The organism is Blastococcus sp. PRF04-17, from assembly GCF_023016265.1.
In the GTDB taxonomy this organism is placed as follows: Bacteria; Actinomycetota; Actinomycetes; order Mycobacteriales; family Geodermatophilaceae; genus Blastococcus_B.
Genome location: NZ_CP095412.1, coordinates 936463 through 957068, shown reverse-complemented (window position 1 = coordinate 957068; position 20606 = coordinate 936463). Strand labels below are relative to the sequence as shown.

At 73.0% G+C, this 20606-nt stretch carries 23 protein-coding genes; 21 read left to right on the top strand and 2 right to left on the bottom strand.

Going from position 1 to position 20606, the window contains the following annotated elements; genetic code table 11:
• Nucleotides 1–44: 44 nt before the first annotated feature.
• From MVA48_RS04805 to MVA48_RS04785, 5 genes are all read left to right on the top strand, one after another.
• On the top strand, nt 45–536 hold the full coding sequence (locus MVA48_RS04805; protein ID WP_371821195.1) for a PH domain-containing protein: 492 nt from the start codon (nt 45–47) through the stop codon (nt 534–536).
• A gap of 309 nt (nt 537–845) precedes the next feature.
• Nucleotides 846–1421, top strand: a complete 576-nt coding sequence (gene infC, locus MVA48_RS04800) for a translation initiation factor IF-3 (protein ID WP_246989083.1) — start codon at nt 846–848, stop codon at nt 1419–1421.
• Nucleotides 1422–1512: 91 nt separating this feature from the next.
• On the top strand, nt 1513–1707 hold the full coding sequence (gene rpmI, locus MVA48_RS04795) for a 50S ribosomal protein L35 (protein ID WP_246986381.1): 195 nt from the start codon (nt 1513–1515) through the stop codon (nt 1705–1707).
• Nucleotides 1708–1742: 35 nt separating this feature from the next.
• Entirely contained in the window at nt 1743–2132 is a 390-nt protein-coding gene (gene rplT, locus MVA48_RS04790; protein WP_246986379.1) for a 50S ribosomal protein L20, read from the top strand.
• Between the two features lie 76 nt (nt 2133–2208).
• The gene (locus MVA48_RS04785; RefSeq protein ID WP_246986377.1) at nt 2209–2997 is read left to right on the top strand and encodes a TrmH family RNA methyltransferase; all 789 of its coding nucleotides are present in this window, start codon (nt 2209–2211) and stop codon (nt 2995–2997) included.
• A 42-nt stretch (nt 2998–3039) separates the two neighbouring features.
• Here the strand turns inward: MVA48_RS04785 and MVA48_RS04780 are convergent, their stop codons facing one another.
• Nucleotides 3040–3978, bottom strand: coding sequence for an AurF N-oxygenase family protein (locus tag MVA48_RS04780; RefSeq protein ID WP_246986375.1), 939 nt, complete (start codon nt 3976–3978; stop codon nt 3040–3042).
• A gap of 62 nt (nt 3979–4040) precedes the next feature.
• Here MVA48_RS04780 and MVA48_RS04775 point away from each other — a divergent pair, with 62 nt between their 5' ends.
• The 6 genes from MVA48_RS04775 (at nt 4041) to MVA48_RS04750 (ending at nt 9914) form a co-directional block, all read left to right on the top strand.
• Nucleotides 4041–4727 (top strand): TetR/AcrR family transcriptional regulator, encoded by a 687-nt coding sequence (locus MVA48_RS04775; RefSeq protein ID WP_246986373.1) that lies wholly within the window; start codon nt 4041–4043, stop codon nt 4725–4727.
• A 4-nt stretch (nt 4728–4731) separates the two neighbouring features.
• Complete coding sequence (locus MVA48_RS04770) at nt 4732–5031, top strand: DUF4873 domain-containing protein (protein ID WP_246986371.1); 300 nt, start codon at nt 4732–4734, stop codon at nt 5029–5031.
• Nucleotides 5032–5131: 100 nt separating this feature from the next.
• Entirely contained in the window at nt 5132–6478 is a 1347-nt protein-coding gene (locus MVA48_RS04765; RefSeq protein ID WP_246986369.1) for a glutamine synthetase family protein, read from the top strand.
• Nucleotides 6479–6488: 10 nt separating this feature from the next.
• Nucleotides 6489–7787, top strand: coding sequence for a DUF1116 domain-containing protein (locus tag MVA48_RS04760; RefSeq protein WP_246986367.1), 1299 nt, complete (start codon nt 6489–6491; stop codon nt 7785–7787).
• Nucleotides 7788–7848: 61 nt separating this feature from the next.
• Nucleotides 7849–9351 (top strand): APC family permease, encoded by a 1503-nt coding sequence (locus MVA48_RS04755; RefSeq protein WP_246986365.1) that lies wholly within the window; start codon nt 7849–7851, stop codon nt 9349–9351.
• Between the two features lie 92 nt (nt 9352–9443).
• Entirely contained in the window at nt 9444–9914 is a 471-nt protein-coding gene (locus MVA48_RS04750; protein ID WP_246986363.1) for an Lrp/AsnC family transcriptional regulator, read from the top strand.
• A gap of 12 nt (nt 9915–9926) precedes the next feature.
• Here MVA48_RS04750 and MVA48_RS04745 read toward each other — a convergent pair whose 3' ends face one another.
• Nucleotides 9927–10241: a DMT family transporter gene (locus tag MVA48_RS04745; protein WP_246986361.1), complete on the bottom strand. Its 315-nt coding sequence runs from the start codon at nt 10239–10241 to the stop codon at nt 9927–9929.
• Nucleotides 10242–10324: 83 nt separating this feature from the next.
• On the opposite strand from MVA48_RS04745, the gene MVA48_RS04740 reads away from it, so the two are divergent.
• The 10 genes from MVA48_RS04740 to MVA48_RS04695 all read left to right on the top strand — a co-directional run bounded on the left by MVA48_RS04740 (nt 10325) and on the right by MVA48_RS04695 (nt 20603).
• On the top strand, nt 10325–10789 hold the full coding sequence (locus tag MVA48_RS04740) for a hypothetical protein (protein WP_246986359.1): 465 nt from the start codon (nt 10325–10327) through the stop codon (nt 10787–10789).
• Entirely contained in the window at nt 10711–11391 is a 681-nt protein-coding gene (locus MVA48_RS04735) for a phenylalanine--tRNA ligase subunit alpha (protein ID WP_246986357.1), read from the top strand. The genes MVA48_RS04740 and MVA48_RS04735 overlap by 79 nt, the downstream gene beginning before the upstream one ends.
• Nucleotides 11391–13862 (top strand): phenylalanine--tRNA ligase subunit beta, encoded by a 2472-nt coding sequence (pheT, locus tag MVA48_RS04730; RefSeq protein ID WP_246986355.1) that lies wholly within the window; start codon nt 11391–11393, stop codon nt 13860–13862. Before MVA48_RS04735 ends, pheT begins: the two co-directional genes overlap by 1 nt.
• The gene (locus MVA48_RS04725; protein WP_246986353.1) at nt 13855–14658 is read left to right on the top strand and encodes an SDR family NAD(P)-dependent oxidoreductase; all 804 of its coding nucleotides are present in this window, start codon (nt 13855–13857) and stop codon (nt 14656–14658) included. The genes pheT and MVA48_RS04725 overlap by 8 nt, the downstream gene beginning before the upstream one ends.
• Nucleotides 14659–14761: 103 nt before the next feature.
• Nucleotides 14762–15802, top strand: coding sequence for an N-acetyl-gamma-glutamyl-phosphate reductase (gene argC, locus MVA48_RS04720; protein ID WP_246986351.1), 1041 nt, complete (start codon nt 14762–14764; stop codon nt 15800–15802).
• Nucleotides 15799–16962: a bifunctional glutamate N-acetyltransferase/amino-acid acetyltransferase ArgJ gene (gene argJ, locus MVA48_RS04715; protein ID WP_246986349.1), complete on the top strand. Its 1164-nt coding sequence runs from the start codon at nt 15799–15801 to the stop codon at nt 16960–16962. Before argC ends, argJ begins: the two co-directional genes overlap by 4 nt.
• The gene (gene argB, locus MVA48_RS04710) at nt 16959–17966 is read left to right on the top strand and encodes an acetylglutamate kinase (protein ID WP_246986347.1); all 1008 of its coding nucleotides are present in this window, start codon (nt 16959–16961) and stop codon (nt 17964–17966) included. Before argJ ends, argB begins: the two co-directional genes overlap by 4 nt.
• Nucleotides 17963–19147: an acetylornithine transaminase gene (locus MVA48_RS04705; protein ID WP_246986345.1), complete on the top strand. Its 1185-nt coding sequence runs from the start codon at nt 17963–17965 to the stop codon at nt 19145–19147. The genes argB and MVA48_RS04705 overlap by 4 nt, the downstream gene beginning before the upstream one ends.
• Nucleotides 19144–20076: an ornithine carbamoyltransferase gene (gene argF / locus MVA48_RS04700; RefSeq protein WP_246986343.1), complete on the top strand. Its 933-nt coding sequence runs from the start codon at nt 19144–19146 to the stop codon at nt 20074–20076. The genes MVA48_RS04705 and argF overlap by 4 nt, the downstream gene beginning before the upstream one ends.
• Nucleotides 20073–20603 (top strand): arginine repressor, encoded by a 531-nt coding sequence (locus tag MVA48_RS04695; RefSeq protein ID WP_246986334.1) that lies wholly within the window; start codon nt 20073–20075, stop codon nt 20601–20603. Before argF ends, MVA48_RS04695 begins: the two co-directional genes overlap by 4 nt.
• The last annotated feature ends 3 nt before the right edge of the window (nt 20604–20606 follow it).

Below are 20606 nucleotides of genomic sequence, written 5' to 3'. Positions count from 1 at the left end.
GACTGTGCCAGCCGCGGCGGACGTCGCCCCCGGGGGCTGCCACCATGGGGAGCGTGACCGAACGTCCCGCGCCGTCCCGCGTGGCCGCCGTCCCGCGGCGCATGCGCCAGGTCTGCGCCGCCCTCGCCGTCGTCGTGGTGGCCGTGATGGTGTGGGTCGCCGCAACCCTGCCGGGGACGACGAACACCGTCGTCAGCTACGGCACCGTCGACCAGTTCGCCATGGTGGGCATCGGCCTGGTCCTGGCTGCGGGCATCGTCGCGCTGGGCCGCTCGCGGGTCGACGCCGACGCCGAGGGGGTCCGGTTCCGCAACATCGCGCTCGGGCAGGCGCTGCCGTGGTCGTCGGTGCGCGCTGTGGCCTTCGAGCGCAAGTCGCCCTGGGCGTCGCTGGTCCTCGAGAACGGGGACGAGGTGTCGCTGCTCGCGATCCAGGCCGTGGACCACGAGCGTGCGGTGGCCGCGGTGGAAGGGCTCCGAGCGCTGCACGCGGCGGCCCGCGCGAACGACCCGAAGCCGCCACCGCTGCTGTACTGACCACCGGGAATGACTCGCTCCCTCCCGACGCTGTAGGGTGGGCGCGCCTCCCCCGCTACACGAGGCGCGCGAACCACCAGCGGCCCCCGGGTCGCTGATCCAAGAGGAGCCCGCTCCCACCCGACGCCGTCCAGGCGACCGGGTCCCCGGATCGCGAGAGCCGGCACCGTCGGATCTCGCGTCGCGCACGCGTCCTGCGACGTGTGCCGTGCCGGAGAGTGGGCCCCGCGAGCAGCCGCTCGCGGGGCCTTCGTTCTCTCCGGGCTCCGGGACGGGCGACTCCTCACAGGCAACAGCAGAGGAGAGGCCATCACCGAGCCCCGCATCAACGACCGTATCCGCGTCCCCGAGGTCCGCCTGGTCGGCCCCGAGGGCGAGCAGGTCGGCATCGTGTCGATCGGCGAAGCACTGCGACTGGCCCAGGACTCGGAGCTCGACCTCGTCGAGGTCGCTCCCATGGCCCGGCCGCCGGTCTGCAAGCTCATGGACTACGGAAAGTTCAAGTACGAGTCCGCCCAGAAGGCCCGCGAGGCCCGGCGGAACCAGGCGCTCACCGTCATCAAGGAGATGCGGCTGCGCCTGAAGATCGACCCGCACGACTACGAGACCAAGAAGGGCCATGTCGAACGCTTCCTGAGGCAGGGCGACAAGGTCAAGATCACCGTGATGTTCCGCGGTCGCGAGCAGTCGCGGCCCGAGATGGGCTACCGACTGCTCCAGCGGCTGGCCGGCGACGTCAGCGAGCTCGGCGTCGTCGAGTCCAATCCGAAGCAGGACGGCCGGAACATGGTCATGGTGATCGCCCCGCACAAGGGCGCCCAGGCACAGCAGGGCGGCCGGCGGGCGAAGGAGCAGGCGGCCGAGCAGCAGGCGCCCAGCGCCTGAACGGACCCTCCTGCCCTCCGCCACCCACGAGCCCGTGACGGGGCCCTGCAGGAGGGCCGAAGAACCACCCAGAGACGAACAGGACGAGGACATGCCGAAGCAGAAGACCCACAAGGGCACCGCCAAGCGGGTGCGCGTGACGGGTTCCGGGAAGCTCGTGCGCGAGCACACCAACAACCAGCACAAGTTCGAGGTGAAGTCCTCGTCCCGCAAGCGCCGGGTCAAGGGCATCGGGGTGCTGTCCCCGGCCGACGCCCCCCGCATGAAGAAGCTGCTCGGTCTCTGACCGCCCTCCCGTAACGAGAAGACAGGAGCTCTCACGTGGCACGCGTGAAGCGGGCGGTCAACGCCCAGAAGAAGCGCCGGACGACCCTCGAGGCCGCCAGCGGCTACCGCGGTCAGCGTTCGCGCCTGTACCGCAAGGCCAAGGAGCAGATCCTCCACTCCGCGACGTACTCCTACCGCGACCGCAAGGCGCGCAAGGGGGACTTCCGCAAGCTGTGGATCACCCGGATCAACGCCGCGGCCCGTCTCAACGACATGACCTACAACCGGTTCATGCAGGGCCTGAAGCTGGCCGGCATCGAGCTGGACCGTCGTGTCCTGGCCGAGCTGGCCGTCAACGAGCCGGCCGCCTTCGCCGCGCTGGTCGAGTCGTCCCGGGCCGCGCTCGCCGCGAACCCCGAGGCGACGGGCGCCCAGGCCGCCTGACGCATTCGACGACGCCGCCGGTGATCGGCCCTCCGGGGTCGGCGCCGGCGGCGTCGGTGTCTCTGCAGGAGGTGCCGTGTCCGAGCTGCTGACCGAGCGGTCGGCCCGCATCGTCGCCGCACGCAAGCTCACCCGCCGCTTCGGCCGCGACGCCGCCGGCCTCTTCCTGGCCGAGGGACGGCAGGCGGTCGTCGAGGCCCTCGCCGATCCCGACGGCGTCCGCGAGGTCTTCGCCACCGAGGCCGCCGCCGACACGCACCGCGCGCTGCTCGGCGAGGTCGCCGTCCCGGTGCGCCTGGTCACCGAGAAGGCGGCCGCCGCGCTGTCGGAGACGGTGACACCGCAGGGGCTGGTCGCGGTCTGCTCCATGCGCGACGTCGGCCTCGAACACCTGACGCGGCGGCCGCCGCGGCTGAGCGTCGCGCTCGCCGAACTGGCCGACCCCGGCAACGCCGGCACGATCCTGCGGACGGCGGATGCGTGCGGTGCGGGCGCCGTGGTGTTCGGCGCCGGGTCGGCCGACCCCTACGGCGGCAAGGCGGTACGGGCGAGCGCCGGCAGCGTCTTCCACGTCGACGTCGTCCGCGGTGCACCCCTCGAGGACGTCGTCCCGGCGCTGCAGGCCGCCGGCGTGACCGTGCTGGCCGCCGACGGCGGGGGAGAGGTGGCGCTCGACGCCATCGGCGACGTGCTCGCCGGCCCCGTGGTCTGGCTGTTCGGCAACGAGGCGCGCGGCGTGCCGCGCGACCTGGCCGCCCGGGCTGACGCGCGGGTCCGCATCCCGATGCGCGGCCGGGCCGAGAGCCTCAACCTGGCCGCCGCCGCCGCGATCTGCCTCTACGCGACGCAGCTCGCCCAGGGCTGAGTGGAGTGCCACGGCGCGGAAAGCGCGCCCCTGGCACTCCACCTAGACGAGCCCGACGCGCTTCCAGAGGCGCTCCGAGGGACCGCCGATGAGCCCGACTTCCCGGAGGAACGACACCAGGCCGGTGGCCGCCTCCCGGAGCTTGTCGCGGTAGTGGTCGTTGGCCCGGGCGGCGGCCCGCGCCTTCTCCGGGTCGAGACCGGCGGCCGCGTAGACGCCCGGCTGCACCAGGTTCTCCACCGCGATCGCCGACACCGCGGCGATCATCGTGCGCTGCTTCCGGCGCTGCCAGGAGGTGAGTTCCGGAGCCCGCCGTGCGATCTCCTCGCGCGCGAAGCGCATGTGCCGCGCCTCCTCGACGACGTGGATCTGGCTGGTGGCGCGGGTCAGCGGCTGCACCCGCTCGTCCTTCATCAGGTCCCGCTGGAAGATGTCGAGGATCTCCTCCACGACCAGGATCGCCGCGTAGGCGGCCGGCCCGCTCGCCTTCGCCGCGAACGCCTTGCCGAGCCGGAGGATCGATCCCGGCGGCTGGTACGACGGAGCGCCGAACCTCTGCGCCGTCCGGGCGAACATGACCGAGTGCCGGCACTCGTCGGCGATCTCGGTCAGCGCCCACTGGACGTGCGGCTGGGCGGGGTCGTCGCCGTAGATGTCGCGGAGCACGAGCTGCATGAGCAGATGCTCGAACCAGATGCCGACCCCGGAGATCGAGCAGTACTCGTGGACGGTCAGCGTGATCCGCTGCTCCTCGCTCGACGCGTCCCACATCGGCGTGCCGTACAGCGTCGACCACTCCGGTGACAGACCGTAGAGGCCGCCAGGGATCGCGGCGTCCCAGTCGATGTCGACGACGGGGTCGTAGGACCGCTTCGCCGCGGAGCCCAGCAGCCGCGCGGACAGCTCCTGACGATCCACCGGCGTCCGGCCCGACTGACCGGCGGTCGGGCGGGGCATGGTGGACGAGATGGTTGCGGTCATCGCGGGGTCCCCCAGGACGTCGAGTGCAGGTGTGAGGAAAGGTAGCTGTTACCGTGAAACACATGCAACGGGTGGCTGATCCTCCGGCTCCGCCCCGCGCCGGCGAGCCGGTCGAGGCGCCGCTGCCCGCCCTCGACGGGCGCCGCGCCCGCTGGACCGAGCACCGTCGAGCCCGCCGGGAGGATCTGGTGGCGGCCGCCGTCGAGGCGGTGCGGCAGGCGGGCCCGGAGTTCTCCGTCGACGACGTGGCACGCAGCGCGGGGGTCTCCAAGACCGTCATCTACCGCTATTTCAGCGACAAGGAAGAGCTGATCGACGCCGTCCTGCAGCGGATCTCCGACGCGATCCTGCTGCCGCGACTGCTCGGAGAGCTGGCCGTCGAGCGCCCGGACGACCGGACCCGCCTGCACGTGATGATCGCCGCGTTCGTCCAGCTCATCGAGGACGAGCCGGAGCTCTACCGGTTCGCCTACGCCCAGGCCGGCCGTTCCGGCCGGGCGGACCTCGTCGCGGGCACGGAGCGGCGGATCGCCGAGACCCTCGGCGGGCTGATCGCCGAGCGGCTGGGCGCCGCCGGCCGTCCCACCGCGCCGGCGATGACGTGGGCGTACGGGGTGGTCGGCATGGTGCAGCTGGCCGCGCACTGGTGGTCGGGCACCCGGCAGGTGTCGGCGGCGGAGCTCGTCGAACAGCTCACCGCGCTGGCCGACCTCGGTCTGACCGCCCTGCTGCCGGCGATGCCCGACTGACCCGATGAGCCACGACGAGCCCGACGGCTACGACGGCGAGGTCACCGTCACGGCGGACGGCGCCGAGCCGCTGGCGGCCCATGCCGCACTGGCCGCCCGGTTCGACCCGCTGGCCGGGCGCGTGGTCTGGAACGGCCGGCTCGCAACGGCGCTCCCTTTGCACGCCTCCGTGGTCATCCGCACGACGCACGCCAGTGCGCGCGCGGTGACCACCGAGCGCGACCACTGGGGCAACACGCGGGTGACCGGCGTCGGCCGACCACCGTTCCCCGTGGAGCTGCTCGACGCACGCACCGAACCCTGACGAGCACTGTCGACGGAAAAGCGCACTTCTTGCAAAGGGCGGTATTGACATCCGCACCGTCACTGCCATGATCGGACGAAATTCGATCCGGGAGTGATGTATGTCGCAAGCCCTCGTCCTGCGCGATGAACTCGTCGAGCGGGGCGTCAAGTACGTCTTCGGCTGGTACACCGACATCCACGGCGTCCCCAAGAGCAAGTGCGTGCCGGTCGCCTCGCTGCCGTCGATGGCCCAGGGCTCCGAGCTCTACACCGTGGGCGCGCTGGAGGGCATGGGGGAGCTGGGGCCGCACGAGGACGAGTGCGCCGGCATCCCCGATCTCGACCGGCTCACCGTTCTGCCGTGGGACCCGCGCTACGCCCTGGTGCCGACCCGGCTGCACCTCAACGGGGAGCCCTACGAGCAGGACTCGCGCAACGTGCTGGTCCGCCAGGTGGACGCCGCGGCCGCCGCGGGCTTCATCGCCAACGTCGGCATCGAGCCGGAGTTCTACGTCGTCCGCGAGACGGCGGACGGCTGGGAACCGTTGGTCCCCGGCGACCGGATCAACTCCCCGACCCGGGGGTACGACCTCGAGGCGACGATCCTCGCCGAGCCGTTCCTCGGCCCGGTGGTCGAGCACATGAACGCCCTCGGCTGGGGCGTGTACTCCTTCGACCACGAGGGAGGCGACGGGCAGTACGAGTTCAACTTCGACTACACCGACGCCCTCACGATGGCCGACCGGATGGTGCTGTTCCGGCTCATGGCCAAGCACGTCGCGCGCCAGCAGGGGTGCATCGCGACCTTCATGCCCAAGCCGTTCCAGGACGACTTCGGCTCTGCGGCGCACATCAACATCAGCCTCGCCGACCTCGAATCCGGCGAGAACGTCTTCGCCGCGGGCGACGGCACGCCGGCCTACAGCGAGCTCTCCCGGCACTTCGTCGCCGGGGTGCTCGCGCATGCCGGTGCCATCAACGCCGTCATCTGCCCGACCGTCAACTCCTACAAGCGCTTCACCAGCAAGGGCTTCATGGACGAGATCTCCTGGGCGCCGGTGCACCGCGCGTGGGGAGAGAACAACCGCACGCTCATGTGCCGCATGCCGGTGAACCGGCACTGCCTCGAGGTGCGCACGGCCGACAGCGCGGTGAACTACCACCTCGGCATCGCCATGGTGCTCGCCGCCGGCCTCGACGGCATCAAGCGCCAGCTCGACCCCGGGGAGCCGATCAACCGGGACACCTACAAGCTGGCGCCGGAGGAGCTGGCCGCCTACGGCAACCTCGATCTCCCCAGCTCCCTCGACGAGGCCCTCGACGAGTTCCAGACCGACGACGTCGCCAAGGAGGTCTTCGGGCCGGACTTCCACGCCACCTACCTCAACTACAAGCGGCAGGAGGCGCACGAGTACCGGTCGGTCGTCACCGACTGGGAGACCCGCACCTACCTGCAGCGCATCTGAGGCCGCGGCGGTGAGCGTCGGAGAGCAGGCCCTGTCGTCCGAGCTGTCGGCGCAGGTCGAGGACCGGCGGCGCGCGGCGAACGCCGAGGCCCTGGCCCGGTTGGTCGGCGCCGAGCCCGTCCTCGTCGACGTCGCCCCGGCCGGTGACGTCGTCCCGGACATGACGCCGTCGACCATCCTGACGTCGGGCGCTCCCCTGGAGTGGGACGAGTACACCGGCGGCCAGCGTCGTGCGGTCCTCTACGCCGCCGTCTACGAGGGACTGGCCACCGACGCCGAGGACGCCGAAGCGGCCATCCGCTCCGGACGGGTGCGTGTGCGCACCACCCAGCAGCACGCCTGCATCGGGTCGGTCGCGGGGATCTACACCGCCTCGATGCCCGTCCTCGTGGTGCGCGACGAGGCGCACGGCAACACGGCGTTCTGCAACCTCTACGAGGGGGAGAGCCGGCACCGCCTCAACTACGGGTCGTACGGCGACGAGGTGGTCCGCGGCCTGCGCTGGCTGGAGCACGTCATGGGGCCGCTGCTTGCCGAGGCGCTGCGCCGCAGCGGGCCGATCCGGCTGAAGCCGCTGATGGCCCGTGCCCTGCGGCTCGGGGACGAGCTGCACAGCCGCAACACCGCCGCGACCCTCCTGCTCACCCGAGAGCTCACCCCTGCGTTCCTCGACCTCGAGACCACCGAGCACTCCTCGGCGGCGCGCGCGGTCCTCGAGTTCCTCACCCGCAACGAGTACGCGTTCCTGCGCGTCGGGATGGCCGCGGCCAAGGCGACGGCCGATGCGGCGCACGGCGTCCCCTTCAGCAGCGTCCTGACGGGGATGGCGCTGAACTCCCGCGAGTTCGCCATCCGTGTCAGCGGGCTCGGCGACGAGTGGTTCCGCGGGCTCCATCCGCGCCTCGAGGGCCGCTTCTTCGAGGGCTTCACCGCGGACGACGCCGAGTGGATCGGCGGCGAGAGCTGTGTGACCGAGACGGTGGGCCTCGGCGGGTTCGCCCAGGTGTGCGCGCCGACCCTGCAGGCCTACCAGGGCGGGACGACCGCGCGCATGCGGGAGAACAACGAGGCGATGTACGCCATCACCGTCGGCGAGCACCCCGACTTCCTCCTGCCACCGCTGGACTTCCGGGGGGCGCCGGTCGGCATCGACCTGTTCGCCGTCCTGCGGACGGGCGTCGTCCCCGTGATCGACGGGGGCCTCGCCGGCCGGGACGGCGGCCAGATCGGGGCCGGAGTGCTGCGCCCCGACCTCGACTGCTTCGCCGCGGCGGCGGACGCCTACGGCGCCCGGTACTCCACCGGCTGACCCCCCGGCCCGGCTCCTCCAACCGCTTTCGTCCCTGCCCCACCGACCCGCAGGAGAACCCGTGGCAACCTCGGATCCCGTCCGGTCCGCACCCACCTCCGGCTCGTCCCCAGGGGCGGGGACGTCCCAGCACGGCGCCGGGACGCCGCGCCTGTCCCGCACGACGATGGGGCCCTTCGAGTTGGCCTTCTTCGTCGTGGCAGCCGCAGGGCCGCTGCTGGTCGTGGCCGGGTTCGCCCCCCTGGCCTTCCTGATCGGCGGCATCGGGGCGCCCGGCGCTCAGCTCGTCGCCGCCCTGGTCCTCCTGCTGTTCGCCGTGGGCTTCACCCGCATGGCCCTGCGCATCCGCAATCCCGGGGCGTTCTACTCCTACATCGGCCGCAGCCTGGGGCGGCCCATGGGTGGTGGCGCGGCGTTCCTCGCCCTGGGCGCCTACTCGGCCATCGCGATCGGCCAGCTCGGTGCGTTCGGCGCGTTCTCCTCGGGGACCGTCGCGCGGTTGACCGGCGTGGACGTGCCGTGGCCGCTCTTCTCGCTGCTGGCGGTCACGATCGTCGCCGTCCTGGGGCACCGGCGGATCTCGCTGAGCGCCAAGGTGCTCGGCATCGCGCTGCTGGCCGAGGTCACCATCCTGCTGGTGCTCGCCGTCCCGGTCCTCATCCAGGGCGGGCCCGAGGGCTTCAGCTTCGGCGCCTTCAACCCGTCGGCCGTGTTCGCCGGTGGCGGCACGGGAGCGATGTTCGCGATCGTGTTCGGTGCCTTCATCGGCTTCGAGTCGACGGCCATCTACGCCGAGGAGACGCGGGACCCTGCCCGCACCGTGCCCCGTGCCACCTACCTCGCCATCGGCTTCCTCGGCATCTTCTACACGTTCATGGCCTGGATCGCCGTCGTCGCGTTCGGGGAGTCACAGGTCGTCGCCGAGGCGTCGGCGAACCCGACCGAGCTGTTCTTCATCGCCACCGAGCAGTACGTCGGCCACGGCGCCACCGTGGTGATGGAGATCCTGCTGATCACCAGCGCGTTCGCCTCGACGCTGGCCTTCCACAACACGGCCTCCCGGTACCTGTTCACCCTCGGCCGGGAGGGACTGCTGCCCCAGCGGCTGGCCGGGGTGCACCCGAAGCACGGTTCCCCGTACCTGGCCAGCGGCTTCCAGGCGGCGCTCGCGGTCGTGGTCGCGGGGCTGTTCGTCCTGGCCGGTGCCGATCCATACCTCGGCCTCTTCCTGCTGATGGTCGGCCCCGGCATCCTCGCCGTGATCGTGCTGCAGGCGCTCTGCGCGGTCGCGATCGTCGTCTTCTTCCGCAGGCACGCCGGCGACCACGGCATGTCCCCATGGGCCACGACCGTCGCTCCGCTGGTCAGCCTGGTGGGGCTCGCCGTCGCCACCTGGCTCGTCGTCGCCAACTTCGAGCTGCTCAGTGGCCGGACCGACTGGGTGAACGTGCTGCTCGTCGGCCTGCTGCCGCTGGCGTTCGGCGTGGGCGTCGTCGTCACGGCGACGATCCGCCGGCGCGATCCCGAGCGGTACCGCAGCCTGACCCAGACGCAGATCTACTGACGCCGCGGCGACCGGTCGGCCTCTCGTAGGGTGCGGACATGACTCGCCGATCCGATCCCGCAGGTGACGGTCGGGAGCCGGCGTCTCCTGACGTGGCCACGCCGCTCCACAAGGCGACGATCGACGACACCGACCGGGAGATCCTGCGGCTCCTCCAGGTCGACGGCCGCATGAGCAACACGGAGGTCGCGCGGCGGTTGGGCGTCACGGAGACGACCGTGCGCAAGCGGCTCGCCGCGCTGATCGAGTCCGACCTCGTGGAGATCGTGGCGGTACCGACCCCCCGGCTGGCCGGGCTGACGGTCTCGGCCATCATCGGCATCTCCGTGCAGCTGCGGGCGCTCCGCGAGGTCGCCGACGCACTGACCCAGCGTCCCGAGGTGCGGTACTGCGGCCTGTCGGCCGGTCGCTACGACCTGATCCTCGAGGCCTTCTTCGCCGACCAGGAACACGTCGTGCGGTTCGCGACGGAGGTCCTCGGTCCCATGGACGGCATCACGGACGTCGAGACGTCGCTGATCCTGAAGATCGAGAAGTTCTCCTACGAGTGGGAGATCCCCTGAGCGTCGGAACGGTCAGTGGAGGATCTGCAGCCCCACCACACCGCTGACGATCAGCACGAGGCACAGGATGCGCAGGATGCTCGCCGGCTCAGCGAGGGCGACCATCCCGTAGATGGCGGTGCCCACCGCGCCGATGCCGACCCACACCGCGTAACCGGTGCCGACCGGTATCTCGCGGAGGGCGTAGGCCAGGCCGCCCATGCTCGCGAGCAGGCCGACGACGAAGACGACGAGCGGCCCCGGGCGGGTGAAGCCCCGCGACTCGGACAGGGCCACCGCCCAGACCGTCTCGAACAGGCCGGAGACCACCAGCGCCACCCAGGCCATGCCGGAACACTATCGACAGCGATCGCGGCGGCTCGGGCAACCCAGGCGCGGACCGGCGGCCCCGGCGGGCAGAATGGCCTCCCGTGTCTGGCGCCAACGATCCCTACGACCCCAAACAGGTCGCCGCGCTCTCGCCCGAGGCCCTCGACGACGCGGTGACCGCCGCGCGGAAGGCCTTCGCGGACGCCGCGGACCTGGCGGCGCTGGCCGCCGTCCGCCCGGCGCACCTGGGCGACCGGGCGCCGGTCCTGCTGGCCCGCCGCGAGCTCGGGGCGCTGCCGCCGGCCGCCCGCAGCGACGCCGGCAAGCGGGTGAACGCGGCGCGCATCGCCGTGACCGAGGCCTACGAGGTCCGGCTGGCCGAGCTCGAGGCCGAGCGGGACGCCCGCGTGCTGGCCGAGGAGCGGGTCGACGTCACGCTGCCCTGGGACCGCACCCCGCGGGGGCCCGGCACCCGATCACCACCCTCATGGACCGCATTGCCGACGTCTTCGTCGGCATGGGCTACGAGGTGGCAGACGGCCCGGAGCTCGAGGCCGAGTGGCTGAACTTCGACGCGCTCAACATCGGCGCCGACCATCCGGCCCGCACGATGATGGACACCTTCTTCGTCGCGCCGGAGGACTCCGGACTGGTGCTGCGCACGCACACCAGCCCGGTGCAGGCCCGCACCATGCTGTCGCGCACGCCGCCGATCTACGTCGTGGCGCCGGGCCGCACGTACCGGACCGACGAGCTCGACGCCACGCACACCCCCGTCTTCCACCAGGTCGAGGGGCTGGCCGTCGACCGCGGCCTGACCATGGCCCACCTGCGCGGCACGCTCGACCACCTCGCCCGGTCGCTGTTCGGCGCCGACGCGGTGACCCGGTGGCGGCCGTCCTACTTCCCCTTCACCGAGCCGTCGGCCGAGTTCGACGTCTGGTTCCCGCAGCACCGCGACGGTCCGCGCTGGGTGGAGTGGGGCGGCTGCGGCATGGTCAACCCGCGGGTGCTGGTCGCCTGCGGCATCGACCCCGAGGAGTACTCCGGGTTCGCGTTCGGCATGGGCATCGAGCGCGGCCTGATGTTCCGGTCGGGCATCACCGACATGCGGGACATGGTCGAGGGCGACGTCCGGTTCACACGTGCGTTCGGAGTGGAGCAGTAATGCGGGTCCCCATCGGCTGGCTGGCCGAGTACGTCGACGTGCCGGCCGGGACGACGGTCGAGGACCTCGACACCGCCTTCGTGCGCCTCGGCCTCGAGGTGGAGGAGATCCACCGGCCCGAGCAGGTCGCCGGGCCGCTCGTCGTCGGCAGGGTGCTCGAGATCGAGGAGCTGACCGGCTTCAAGAAGCCGATCCGCTACACCCAGGTCGACGTGGGCGAGGCGGAACCCCGGGGCATCGTGTGCGGCGCCACCAACTTCGCGGCCGGCGACACGGTGGTCGTGGCGCTGCCCGGAGCCGTCCTGCCCGGCGGGTTCGCGATCGCCGCCCGGAAGACCTACGACCGCGTCTCCGACGGCATGATCTGCTCCGTCCGCGAGCTGGGGCTCGGCGAGGAGCACAGCGGGATCCTGGTGCTCGGTGGGGACGGCGCCGACGTCCCGCCGCCCGGCACGCCGGCGGGTCCGGTGACCGGTCTGGACGACGTGGTGATCGAGCTGGCCGTCACGCCGGACCGCGGCTACTGCCTGGCGATGCGCGGCATCGCGCGCGAGATGGGCACCGGCCTCGCGGCGCCCTGGCGCGACCCCGGCGCGGTGACCCCGCCCGCATGGTCGGGCGCCCCCGCCTGGCAGGTCACCGTCGCCGATCCCGAGCGCTGCGACCGGTTCTCCATGCTGGCCATGGAGGGGCTGGACCCCACCGCGCCCAGCCCCTGGTGGATGCGGCGGCGGCTCGCGCAGGCCGGCGTCCGCAGCATCTCGCTGGCCGTCGACGTCACCAACTACGTGATGCTCGAGCTCGGGCAGCCGATGCACGCGTTCGACCGCGACGCCGTCACCGGCCCGATCACCGTCCGGCTGGCCCGCGACGGCGAGAAGCTGACCACCCTCGACGGCACCGTGCGCGCCCTGTCGACCGACGACCTGCTGATCGCCGACGACACCGGTCCGATCGGGCTGGCCGCGGTCATGGGCGGGGCGTCCACCGAGATCGGGGACGGCACCACGAGCGTGCTGCTCGAGGCCGCGCACTGGGAGCCCACCGGCGTGGCCCGCACCGCCCGCCGGCACCGGCTGCCCAGCGAGGCCGCCAAGCGGTTCGAGCGCGGCGTGGACCCCGAGATGACGGTGGTCGCCCTGGCCCGGGCGGCGGCGCTGTTGGCCGAGTACGGGGGCGCGACGGTCGTCGGCGGCCTGGTCGACGTGGACACCCGTGCCCCGCGCACCGCGATCCCGCTCGACCCCGCGCGGCCGGCCCGCGTCGCCGGGGTGCCCTACACCGCGGCCCAGGTCGTCGAGCTGCTGCAGGCCGTGGGCTGCGACGTCGACGCGACCTCGACCCCGCTCGCGGTCACGCCGCCGACCTGGCGGCCCGATCTCACCGACCCCGCCGACCTGGTCGAGGAGGTGGTGCGCCTGGCCGGCTACGACGACATCCCGTCGGTGCTGCCCACCGCGCCCTCGGGCCGCGGCCTCACCGACGTGCAGCGCCGGCGGCGCAGCGTCGGGCGGGCGCTCGCCGAGTCCGGCTACGTCGAGGCCCCGGCCTACCCGTTCGTCGGCACGCCGGCGCTGGACGCGCTCGGTCTCCCCGAGGACGACGAGCGCCGCCGGGTCGTGGTGGTGCGCAACCCGCTCTCGGAGGAGGAACCGGCCCTTCGGACGACGCTGCTGCCCGGCCTGCTGGCGACGCTGGCCCGCAACCTCTCGCGCGGCCAGCGGGACGTGGCGCTGTTCGAGCACGGCTCCGTCTTCCCCGGCGGCGAGCGCTCGGCCGCCCCGGTGCCCGGCGTCGACCGCCGTCCCGACGACGAGACGCTGGCCGCCGTGCTGGGCGCCGTCCCGGTGCAGCCGTGGCACGTGGCGGTCGCGCTGGCCGGCAACCGCGAGCCCCGCGGCTGGTGGGGGGCCGGCCGTCCGGCGACGTGGGCGGACGCCGTGCAGGCGGCCCGACTGGTCGCCGCCGCCTCGGGCGTGGAGCTGACCGTGCGGGCGGGGGAGCGGGCGCCCTGGCACCCCGGCCGCTGCGCGGAGCTCCTGGTCGGCGACACCGTCGTCGGGCACGCAGGCGAGCTGCACCCGCGGGTCTGCGCGGCGCTCGACCTGCCCGCCCGGACGTCGGTCATGGAGCTCGACCTCGACGCGCTGCCCGGCGCGCAGGTGCCGGTCGCGCCCGAGGTCTCGAGCTTCCCGCCGGTGCTGCTGGACCTGGCGCTGGTGGTCGCGGACGACGTGCCCTCCGCGACGGTGGCCGGCGCCCTCCGCGAGGGAGCGGGGGAGCTGCTGGAGGACCTGCGCCTGTTCGACGTCTACACCGGCGCTCCGGTGCCGGCGGGCTCGCGGTCGCTGGCGTTCGCGCTGACGCTCCGTGCACCCGATCGGACGCTGACCGGCGAGGAGGCCGCCGCCGTGCGCGAGGCGGCCGTGTCGGCCGCCGCTGCCCGCACGGGGGCGGAGCTGCGTGGGTGACCTGACCGGGGTCGCCCTCGTCACGGGCGCCTCCACCGGGATCGGCCGGCACCTCGTCGAGGGGCTGGCGACGCGGGGGATGGCGGTCGCCGGGCTGGCGCGGAACGGCGAGCGCCTGGCGACGACCATGGACGAGGTCGCCGCGGCGACCGGTGCACGCACGCTCGCCGTGGCGGCCGACGTCACCGACCGCGCCGCCGTGGACGCCGCCGTGGCGCAGGTGGTGGAGCAGCTCGGCTCGGTCGACCTGCTGGTCAACAACGCGGGCCTGATCGACGAGTTCGAGGTGCCGCTCTGGGAGGCCGACCCCGACCAGTGGTGGGACGTCGTGTCCAGCCACGTGCGCGGCGGCTTCCTGCTCTGCCGGGCGGTCGTGCCGTGGATGGTGCTGCGCAACCGGGGCCGGATCGTGAACCTGGCCAGCGGCATGAGCGTGCGCGCCCGGCCCGAGTACTCCGCCTATTCCGTCGCCAAGACCGCGCTGATGCGCATGACGGAGGCGCTGGCCGGCGGCTTGGAGGGTTCCGACGTGCGGGCCTTCGACGTCGCCCCGGGCGTCGTCGACACCCCGATGACGCGCTCCATGCCGATGTGGCAGGGCTTCACCGACTGGACCCCGCCGGAGAGGGTGGTCGAGCTGGTGACGGCCATCGCGGCGGGGGAGCTGGACCAGTGGTCCGGCCGCTTCCTGCGGGCCGGCGGCGACGACCTCGACACGGTCCGCGCCGTCACGCCGGAGGACGCCGCCCGCCAGCTCCGCCTGCGCCCCTACGGCGATGCGGACCCCGTCGCCTGACCGCTTTCCGTACCGAAGGCTGCGGCGGACAGCTGCGCTTTCTGTACCGAAAGCACAGCCCGGCGGATGAACGGTCATGCATGGTCGTGTATGGTCATGCATTGTGAGCGAGGCGCAGACGTGGACGGTCGGGGTCACCGGCGCCACCGGGTACGCCGGGGGAGAGGTGTGCCGGCTGCTGGCCGGTCACCCGAACCTGCGGCTGACCGGGGTGCACGCCAACTCGAGCGCCGGCCGACGCCTCGGTGAGCTGCAGCCGCACCTCACCCCCTACGCCGATCTCGAGGTCCAGGGCAGCGAGGCGGCGAGCCTGTCCGGCTACGACGTCGTCGTCCTCGCGCTGCCGCACGGCGAGTCAGCGGCCATCGCCGACCAGCTCCCGGCCGAGACGCTCGTCATCGACTGCGGCGCCGACCACCGGCTGAACGACCCGGCCGCCTGGGCGCGCTGGTACGGCGGCGCGCACGCCGGTTCCTGGCCCTACGGGCTCCCCGAGCTCCCCGGCCAGCGCGCGCAGCTCGCCGGTGCCAAGCGCATCGCCGTGCCCGGCTGCTACCCGACCTCGGTCGCCCTCGCCATGGCCCCCGCGCTCGCCGCGGGCGTCGTCGAGCCGGACATCGTCGTGGTCGCGGCCAGCGGCACCAGCGGCGCCGGCAAGTCCGCCAAGCCGCACCTGCTCGGCAGCGAGGTCATGGGCTCGGTCAGCGCCTACGGCGTCGGCGGGGTGCACCGGCACACGCCCGAGATGGTCCAGAACCTCTCGCAGGCCGCCGGACACCAGGTGAGCGTGAGCTTCACCCCGACCCTGGTCCCGATGAGCCGGGGCATCCTCGCCACCTGCTCGGCGAAGCTCTGGTCCGGCGTCGACGCCGCCGCGGCACGGGCGGCGTACGAGAAGGCCTACGCCGACGAACCGTTCGTGCACCTGCTGCCCGAGGGGCAGTGGCCGACCACCGCTGCCGTCCTCGGCGCCAACACGGTGCAGGTGCAGATCGCCGTCGACCCCGACGCCGGGCGGCTGGTGGTCGTCGCCGCGGTCGACAACCTGACCAAGGGGACGGCGGGTGGCGCGCTGCAGTGCGCCAACCTCGCCCTCGGCCTCCCCGAGACCACCGGCCTGCCCGTCGTGGGGGTCGCGCCGTGACAGTCACCGCCCCCAAGGGGTTCTCCGCGGCCGGTGTCGCGGCCGGGCTCAAGTCCAGCGGCGACCCGGACGTCGCCGTCGTCCTCAACCACGGCCCCGACGACGCCGCTGCGGCGGTCTTCACCACGAACCGCTTCCCGGCCGCGCCGGTGCTCTGGAGCCGCCAGGTGCTGGCCGGGGAGCGGGCGCGGGCGGTCGTCCTCAACTCCGGCGGCGCCAACGCGTGCACCGGACCCGAGGGTTTCCAGGACACCCACGCCACCGCCGAGCACGCCGCGAAGGAGCTCGGCATCGGCGCCATCGACGTGGCGGTCGCCAGCACCGGGCTGATCGGCGTCCGCCTGCCGATGGACAAGCTGACCGCCGGGATCACCGCCGCGGTGAAGGCGCTGTCCGAGGACGGCGGACCGGACGCCGCCCGGGCGATCATGACCACCGACAGCGTCCCGAAGACGACCGTGCAGGCCCGCGGCGGTCCAGAGGGTGGCTGGACCGTCGGCGGCATGGCCAAGGGCGCCGGCATGCTCGCGCCGAGCCTGGCCACGATGCTCGTCGTCCTCACCACCGACGCCGTCGTCCCGCCCGACATGCTGCGGCCGGCGCTGAAGCAGGCGACGAACCAGTCCTTCGAGCGGGTCGACTCCGACGGGTGCCTGTCGACCAACGACACCGTGATCGTCATGTCCAGCGGCGCCAGCGGCATCACCCCGAGCGCCGAGGAGTTCACCGAGGCACTCACCGCCGCGGCGACCGACCTCGCGATGCAGCTGCTCGCCGACGCCGAGGGGTCGACCAAGGACATCGCGATCACCGTCCGCAACGCCGCCAGCGTCGAGGACGCCCTCACCGCGGGTCGGGCCTGCGCGCGCAACAACCTGCTCAAGACCGCGCTCTTCGGCAACGACCCCAACTGGGGCCGGGTGCTCGCCGCCATCGGCACCACCGACGCCGCCTTCGAGGCCGACCAGGTCGACGTCACCATCAACGGCGTCACCGTCTGCCGGGGCGGCGCGATCGGCGACCCGCGCGAGGGCGTGGACCTCACCGGCCGGGCCGTCACGATCGACGTCGACCTCCGGGCGGGCACGGAGCAGGGGACGATCTGGACCAACGACCTGTCGATCGCCTACGTGCACGAGAACTCGGCGTACTCGACGTGAGCACCCACCAGGATCCGACGCCGCCCGACGTCGCGGTCGACGTGACGCCGCCGCGCCGCAAGGTCGGCACCAGCCGGGTCATGCGGACGCACGACCCCGAGGGCGACGCGCGCAAGATCGACGTCCTCACCGGCGCGCTGCCGTGGCTCAAGGAGTTCCACGGCAACATCGTGGTGATCAAGTACGGCGGCCACGCCATGGTCGACGAGGAGTGCCGCCGCGCGTTCGCCGAGGACATGGTGTTCCTGCGGACGTGTGGCATCTATCCGGTCGTCGTCCACGGCGGGGGCCCGCAGATCAGCGCGATGCTGGACCGGCTGGGCGTCACCAGCGAGTTCCGCGGAGGCCTGCGGGTCACCACCCCGGAGACCATCGAGGTGGTCCGGATGGTGCTCGTCGGCCAGGTCGGCCCGGAGGTGGTCGGGCTGATCAACGAGCACGGCGGCCGGGCGGTCGGCCTCTCCGGTGAGGACGGCGGACTGTTCACCGCGACCCGCACGCATGCGATCGTCGACGGGCTGCCGGTCGACGTCGGGCTGGTCGGGGACGTCGTGGCCGTCGACCCGGCACCGGTCACCGCGCTGATCGAGGCCGGGCACATCCCGGTGATCTCGACCGTGGGACCCGACAGGGACGGGGTGCTGCACAACCTCAACGCCGACACCGCCGCCGCCGCGGTCGCCGTCGCGCTGGACGCCGTGAAGCTCGTCGTCCTCACCGACGTCGAAGGGCTCTACGCAGACTGGCCCGACCGCGACTCGCTGGTGCAGCAGATCGACACCCGCGAGCTCGCCGAGATCCTGCCGACCCTGGACGCCGGCATGGTGCCCAAGATGGCCGCCTGCCTGCGGGCGGTCGAGGGCGGGGTGCGCCGCGCGACGGTCGTCGACGGGCGGTCGCCGCACGCGCTGCTGCTGGAGATGTTCACCACCGAGGGCACCGGGACGATGGTCGTCCCAGCCGATCAGAGAGCCGATCAGAGACAGGAGGCGACGGCACCATGACGCACACGGAGGAGCTGGCCCGCCGCTGGTCGGCCGTGATGATGAACAACTACCAGGTGCCGCCGGTCGCGCTGGCCCGCGGCGACGGCGCCCTCGTCTGGGACGTCGACAGCCGTGAGTACGTCGACCTGCTCGGCGGGATCGCCACGACGATCCTCGGCCACGCCCATCCCAAGGTCGTCGAGGCGATCAGCGTGCAGGCGCACAAGCTCGGTCACGTCTCCAACCTGGCCATGCACGAGCCCGGCCTGGTCCTCGCCGAGCGGCTGCTGGAGCTCGCCGGACGGCCCGGCCGCGTGTTCTTCTGCAACTCCGGCGCCGAGGCCAACGAGGCCGCGTTCAAGATCAGCCGGCTGACCGGCCGGTCCGAGGTGGTCACCGCCGAAGGAGCGTTCCACGGCCGCACCATGGGGGCGCTGGCCCTGACCGGACAGCCCTCGAAGGCCGCGCCGTTCGCGCCGCTGCCGGGCGGGGTCCGGTACGTGCCCTACGGCGACCCCGACGCGCTGGCCGGCGTGGTCGGTGGGTCGACGGCGATGGTGCTGCTCGAGCCGATGCTCGGCGAGGGCGGCGTGCTGCCCGCGCCGGCGGGTTATCTGTCGGCGGCCGCGGCGGCCGCCGGCGAGGCCGGCGCGCTGTTCGCCCTCGACGAGGTGCAGACCGGCATCGGGCGCACCGGCTCCTGGTTCATGCACCAGGCCGACGGCCTGCAGCCGGAGATCATCACCCTGGCCAAGGCGCTGGGCGGCGGCCTTCCGATGGGCGCGCTGCTCGCCTTCGGCGAGGCGGCCGAGCTGCTGACCGCCGGGGCGCACGGTTCGACCTTCGGGGGCAACCCGATCGCCGCCGCGGCCGCACTCGCGGTGCTGGACACCATCCGCGACGAGGGGCTGCTGGAGCGGGCCAAGGAGCTCGAGCACCGGTTCACCGCCGGCATCGAGGCGCTCGGCCACCCGGGTGTCGGCGGCGTCCGCGGCAGGGGCGCGCTGCTGGGCGTCTTCCTCACCGCCGACGTCGCCGCCGGACTGGAGGCCGCGCTGCGGAGCGCCGGCTTCCTGACCAACGCGGTGGCACCCGGCGTGCTCCGCCTCGCGCCGCCGCTCGTGCTCACCGACGCCCAGGTCGACGCCTTCGTGGGCGCCCTGCCGGCGGCCCTCGACGCTGCGATGGAGAACCAGTGACCCGGCACTTCCTCAAGGACGACGACCTGACGCCGGCCGAGCAGGCCGAGGTGCTGGCCCTCGCGGCCACCCTCAAGCAGACCCGGCACACCGCCGAGGCGCCCATGCCCTTGGCGGGGCCCCGGGCCGTCGCGGTGATCTTCGACAAGCCCTCGACGCGCACGCGGGTGTCGTTCTCCGTCGGCATCGCCGAGCTCGGCGGCTACCCGCTGGTGATCGACGCCGGCAGCAGTCAGCTGGGCCGCGGCGAACCGGTCGAGGACACCACCCGGGTGCTCGACCGGCAGGCCGCCGCGATTGTCTGGCGCACCTTCGAGCAGGACCGCATCGAGGCCATGGCGTCGGTGAGCCGGGTGCCCGTGGTCAACGCGCTCACCGACGAGTACCACCCCTGCCAGATCCTGGCCGACCTGCAGACGGTGATCGAGCGCAAGGGCTCGCTGGCCGGTCGCTCGCTGACCTACCTCGGCGACGGTGCCAACAACATGGCGCACTCCTACCTGCTGGGCGGTGCGACGGCGGGCATGCACGTGCGGATCGGCTCGCCGGAGGAGTTCCAGCCCGACCCCGCCGTGCTGAAGCGGTCGGCCGAGATCGCCGCCGAGACCGGTGGCTCGGTCCTCTGGACGGCGGACCCGCAAGCCGCCGCCGACGGGGCCGACGTCCTGGCGACCGACACCTGGGTGTCGATGGGGCAGGAGGGCGAGTACGACGCCCGGATCGCACCCTTCCTGCCCTACGCGGTCGACGAGCAGGCGCTGGGCCTGGCGGCCGACGACGCCGTCGTCCTGCACTGCCTGCCCGCCTACCGCGGCAAGGAGATCGCCGCCGAGGTGATCGACGGGCCGCAGTCGGCCGTCTGGGACGAGGCGGAGAACCGGCTGCACGCCCAGAAGGCCCTCCTCGTCTGGCTCCTGGAGCGCGCATGACGACCTCGGTCACCCGGTCGGCCCGTCAGGCGCGCATCGTCGCCCTGATCGAGTCCCAGCCGGTCACGTCGCAGACGCAGCTGGCGGCGCTGCTCGCGGAGTCCGGTGTCGAGGTCACCCAGGCCACCCTGTCACGGGACCTGGAGGAGCTGGGTGCGGTGAAGCTGCGCGGCTCGGACGGCGCTCCGGCCTCCTACGTCCTGCCGCCCGAGAACGCGCCGCTGCGACCGGCCCAGGCCGCCCCGGCCCGGCTGATCCGGCTGCTGGCCGATCTGCTGGTCCATGCCGAGGGCAGCGCGAACCTCGCCGTGCTCCGGACCCCGCCCGGGGCGGCGCAGTTCCTCGCCTCGGCTCTGGACAAGGTCGGCCTCCCCGAGGTGCTCGGCACGATCGCCGGGGACGACACTGTCCTGGTCATCTCCCGCGAGCCGGACGGCGGACCGGCCGTGGCCGAGCGTCTGCGTGCGCTGGCCGAACGCACGCCGGCCGTGTACCCCGAGCTGAAGTCCGACCTGGAAGAGAGCTGAACC

Excerpts from the sequence above, each read along its gene's own strand:
- MVA48_RS04805 (WP_371821195.1), top strand. The coding sequence starts at position 45 with ATGGGGAGCGTGACCGAACGTCCCGCGCCGTCCCGCGTGGCCGCCGTC.
- rpmI (WP_246986381.1), top strand. The coding sequence starts at position 1,513 with ATGCCGAAGCAGAAGACCCACAAGGGCACCGCCAAGCGGGTGCGCGTG.
- MVA48_RS04780 (WP_246986375.1), bottom strand. The coding sequence starts at position 3,978 with ATGACCGCAACCATCTCGTCCACCATGCCCCGCCCGACCGCCGGTCAG.
- MVA48_RS04775 (WP_246986373.1), top strand. The coding sequence starts at position 4,041 with ATGCAACGGGTGGCTGATCCTCCGGCTCCGCCCCGCGCCGGCGAGCCG.
- MVA48_RS04770 (WP_246986371.1), top strand. The coding sequence starts at position 4,732 with ATGAGCCACGACGAGCCCGACGGCTACGACGGCGAGGTCACCGTCACG.
- MVA48_RS04765 (WP_246986369.1), top strand. The coding sequence starts at position 5,132 with ATGTCGCAAGCCCTCGTCCTGCGCGATGAACTCGTCGAGCGGGGCGTC.
- MVA48_RS04745 (WP_246986361.1), bottom strand. The coding sequence starts at position 10,241 with ATGGCCTGGGTGGCGCTGGTGGTCTCCGGCCTGTTCGAGACGGTCTGG.
- MVA48_RS04735 (WP_246986357.1), top strand. The coding sequence starts at position 10,711 with ATGGACCGCATTGCCGACGTCTTCGTCGGCATGGGCTACGAGGTGGCA.
- pheT (WP_246986355.1), top strand. The coding sequence starts at position 11,391 with ATGCGGGTCCCCATCGGCTGGCTGGCCGAGTACGTCGACGTGCCGGCC.
- MVA48_RS04705 (WP_246986345.1), top strand. The coding sequence starts at position 17,963 with ATGACGCACACGGAGGAGCTGGCCCGCCGCTGGTCGGCCGTGATGATG.
- MVA48_RS04695 (WP_246986334.1), top strand. The coding sequence starts at position 20,073 with ATGACGACCTCGGTCACCCGGTCGGCCCGTCAGGCGCGCATCGTCGCC.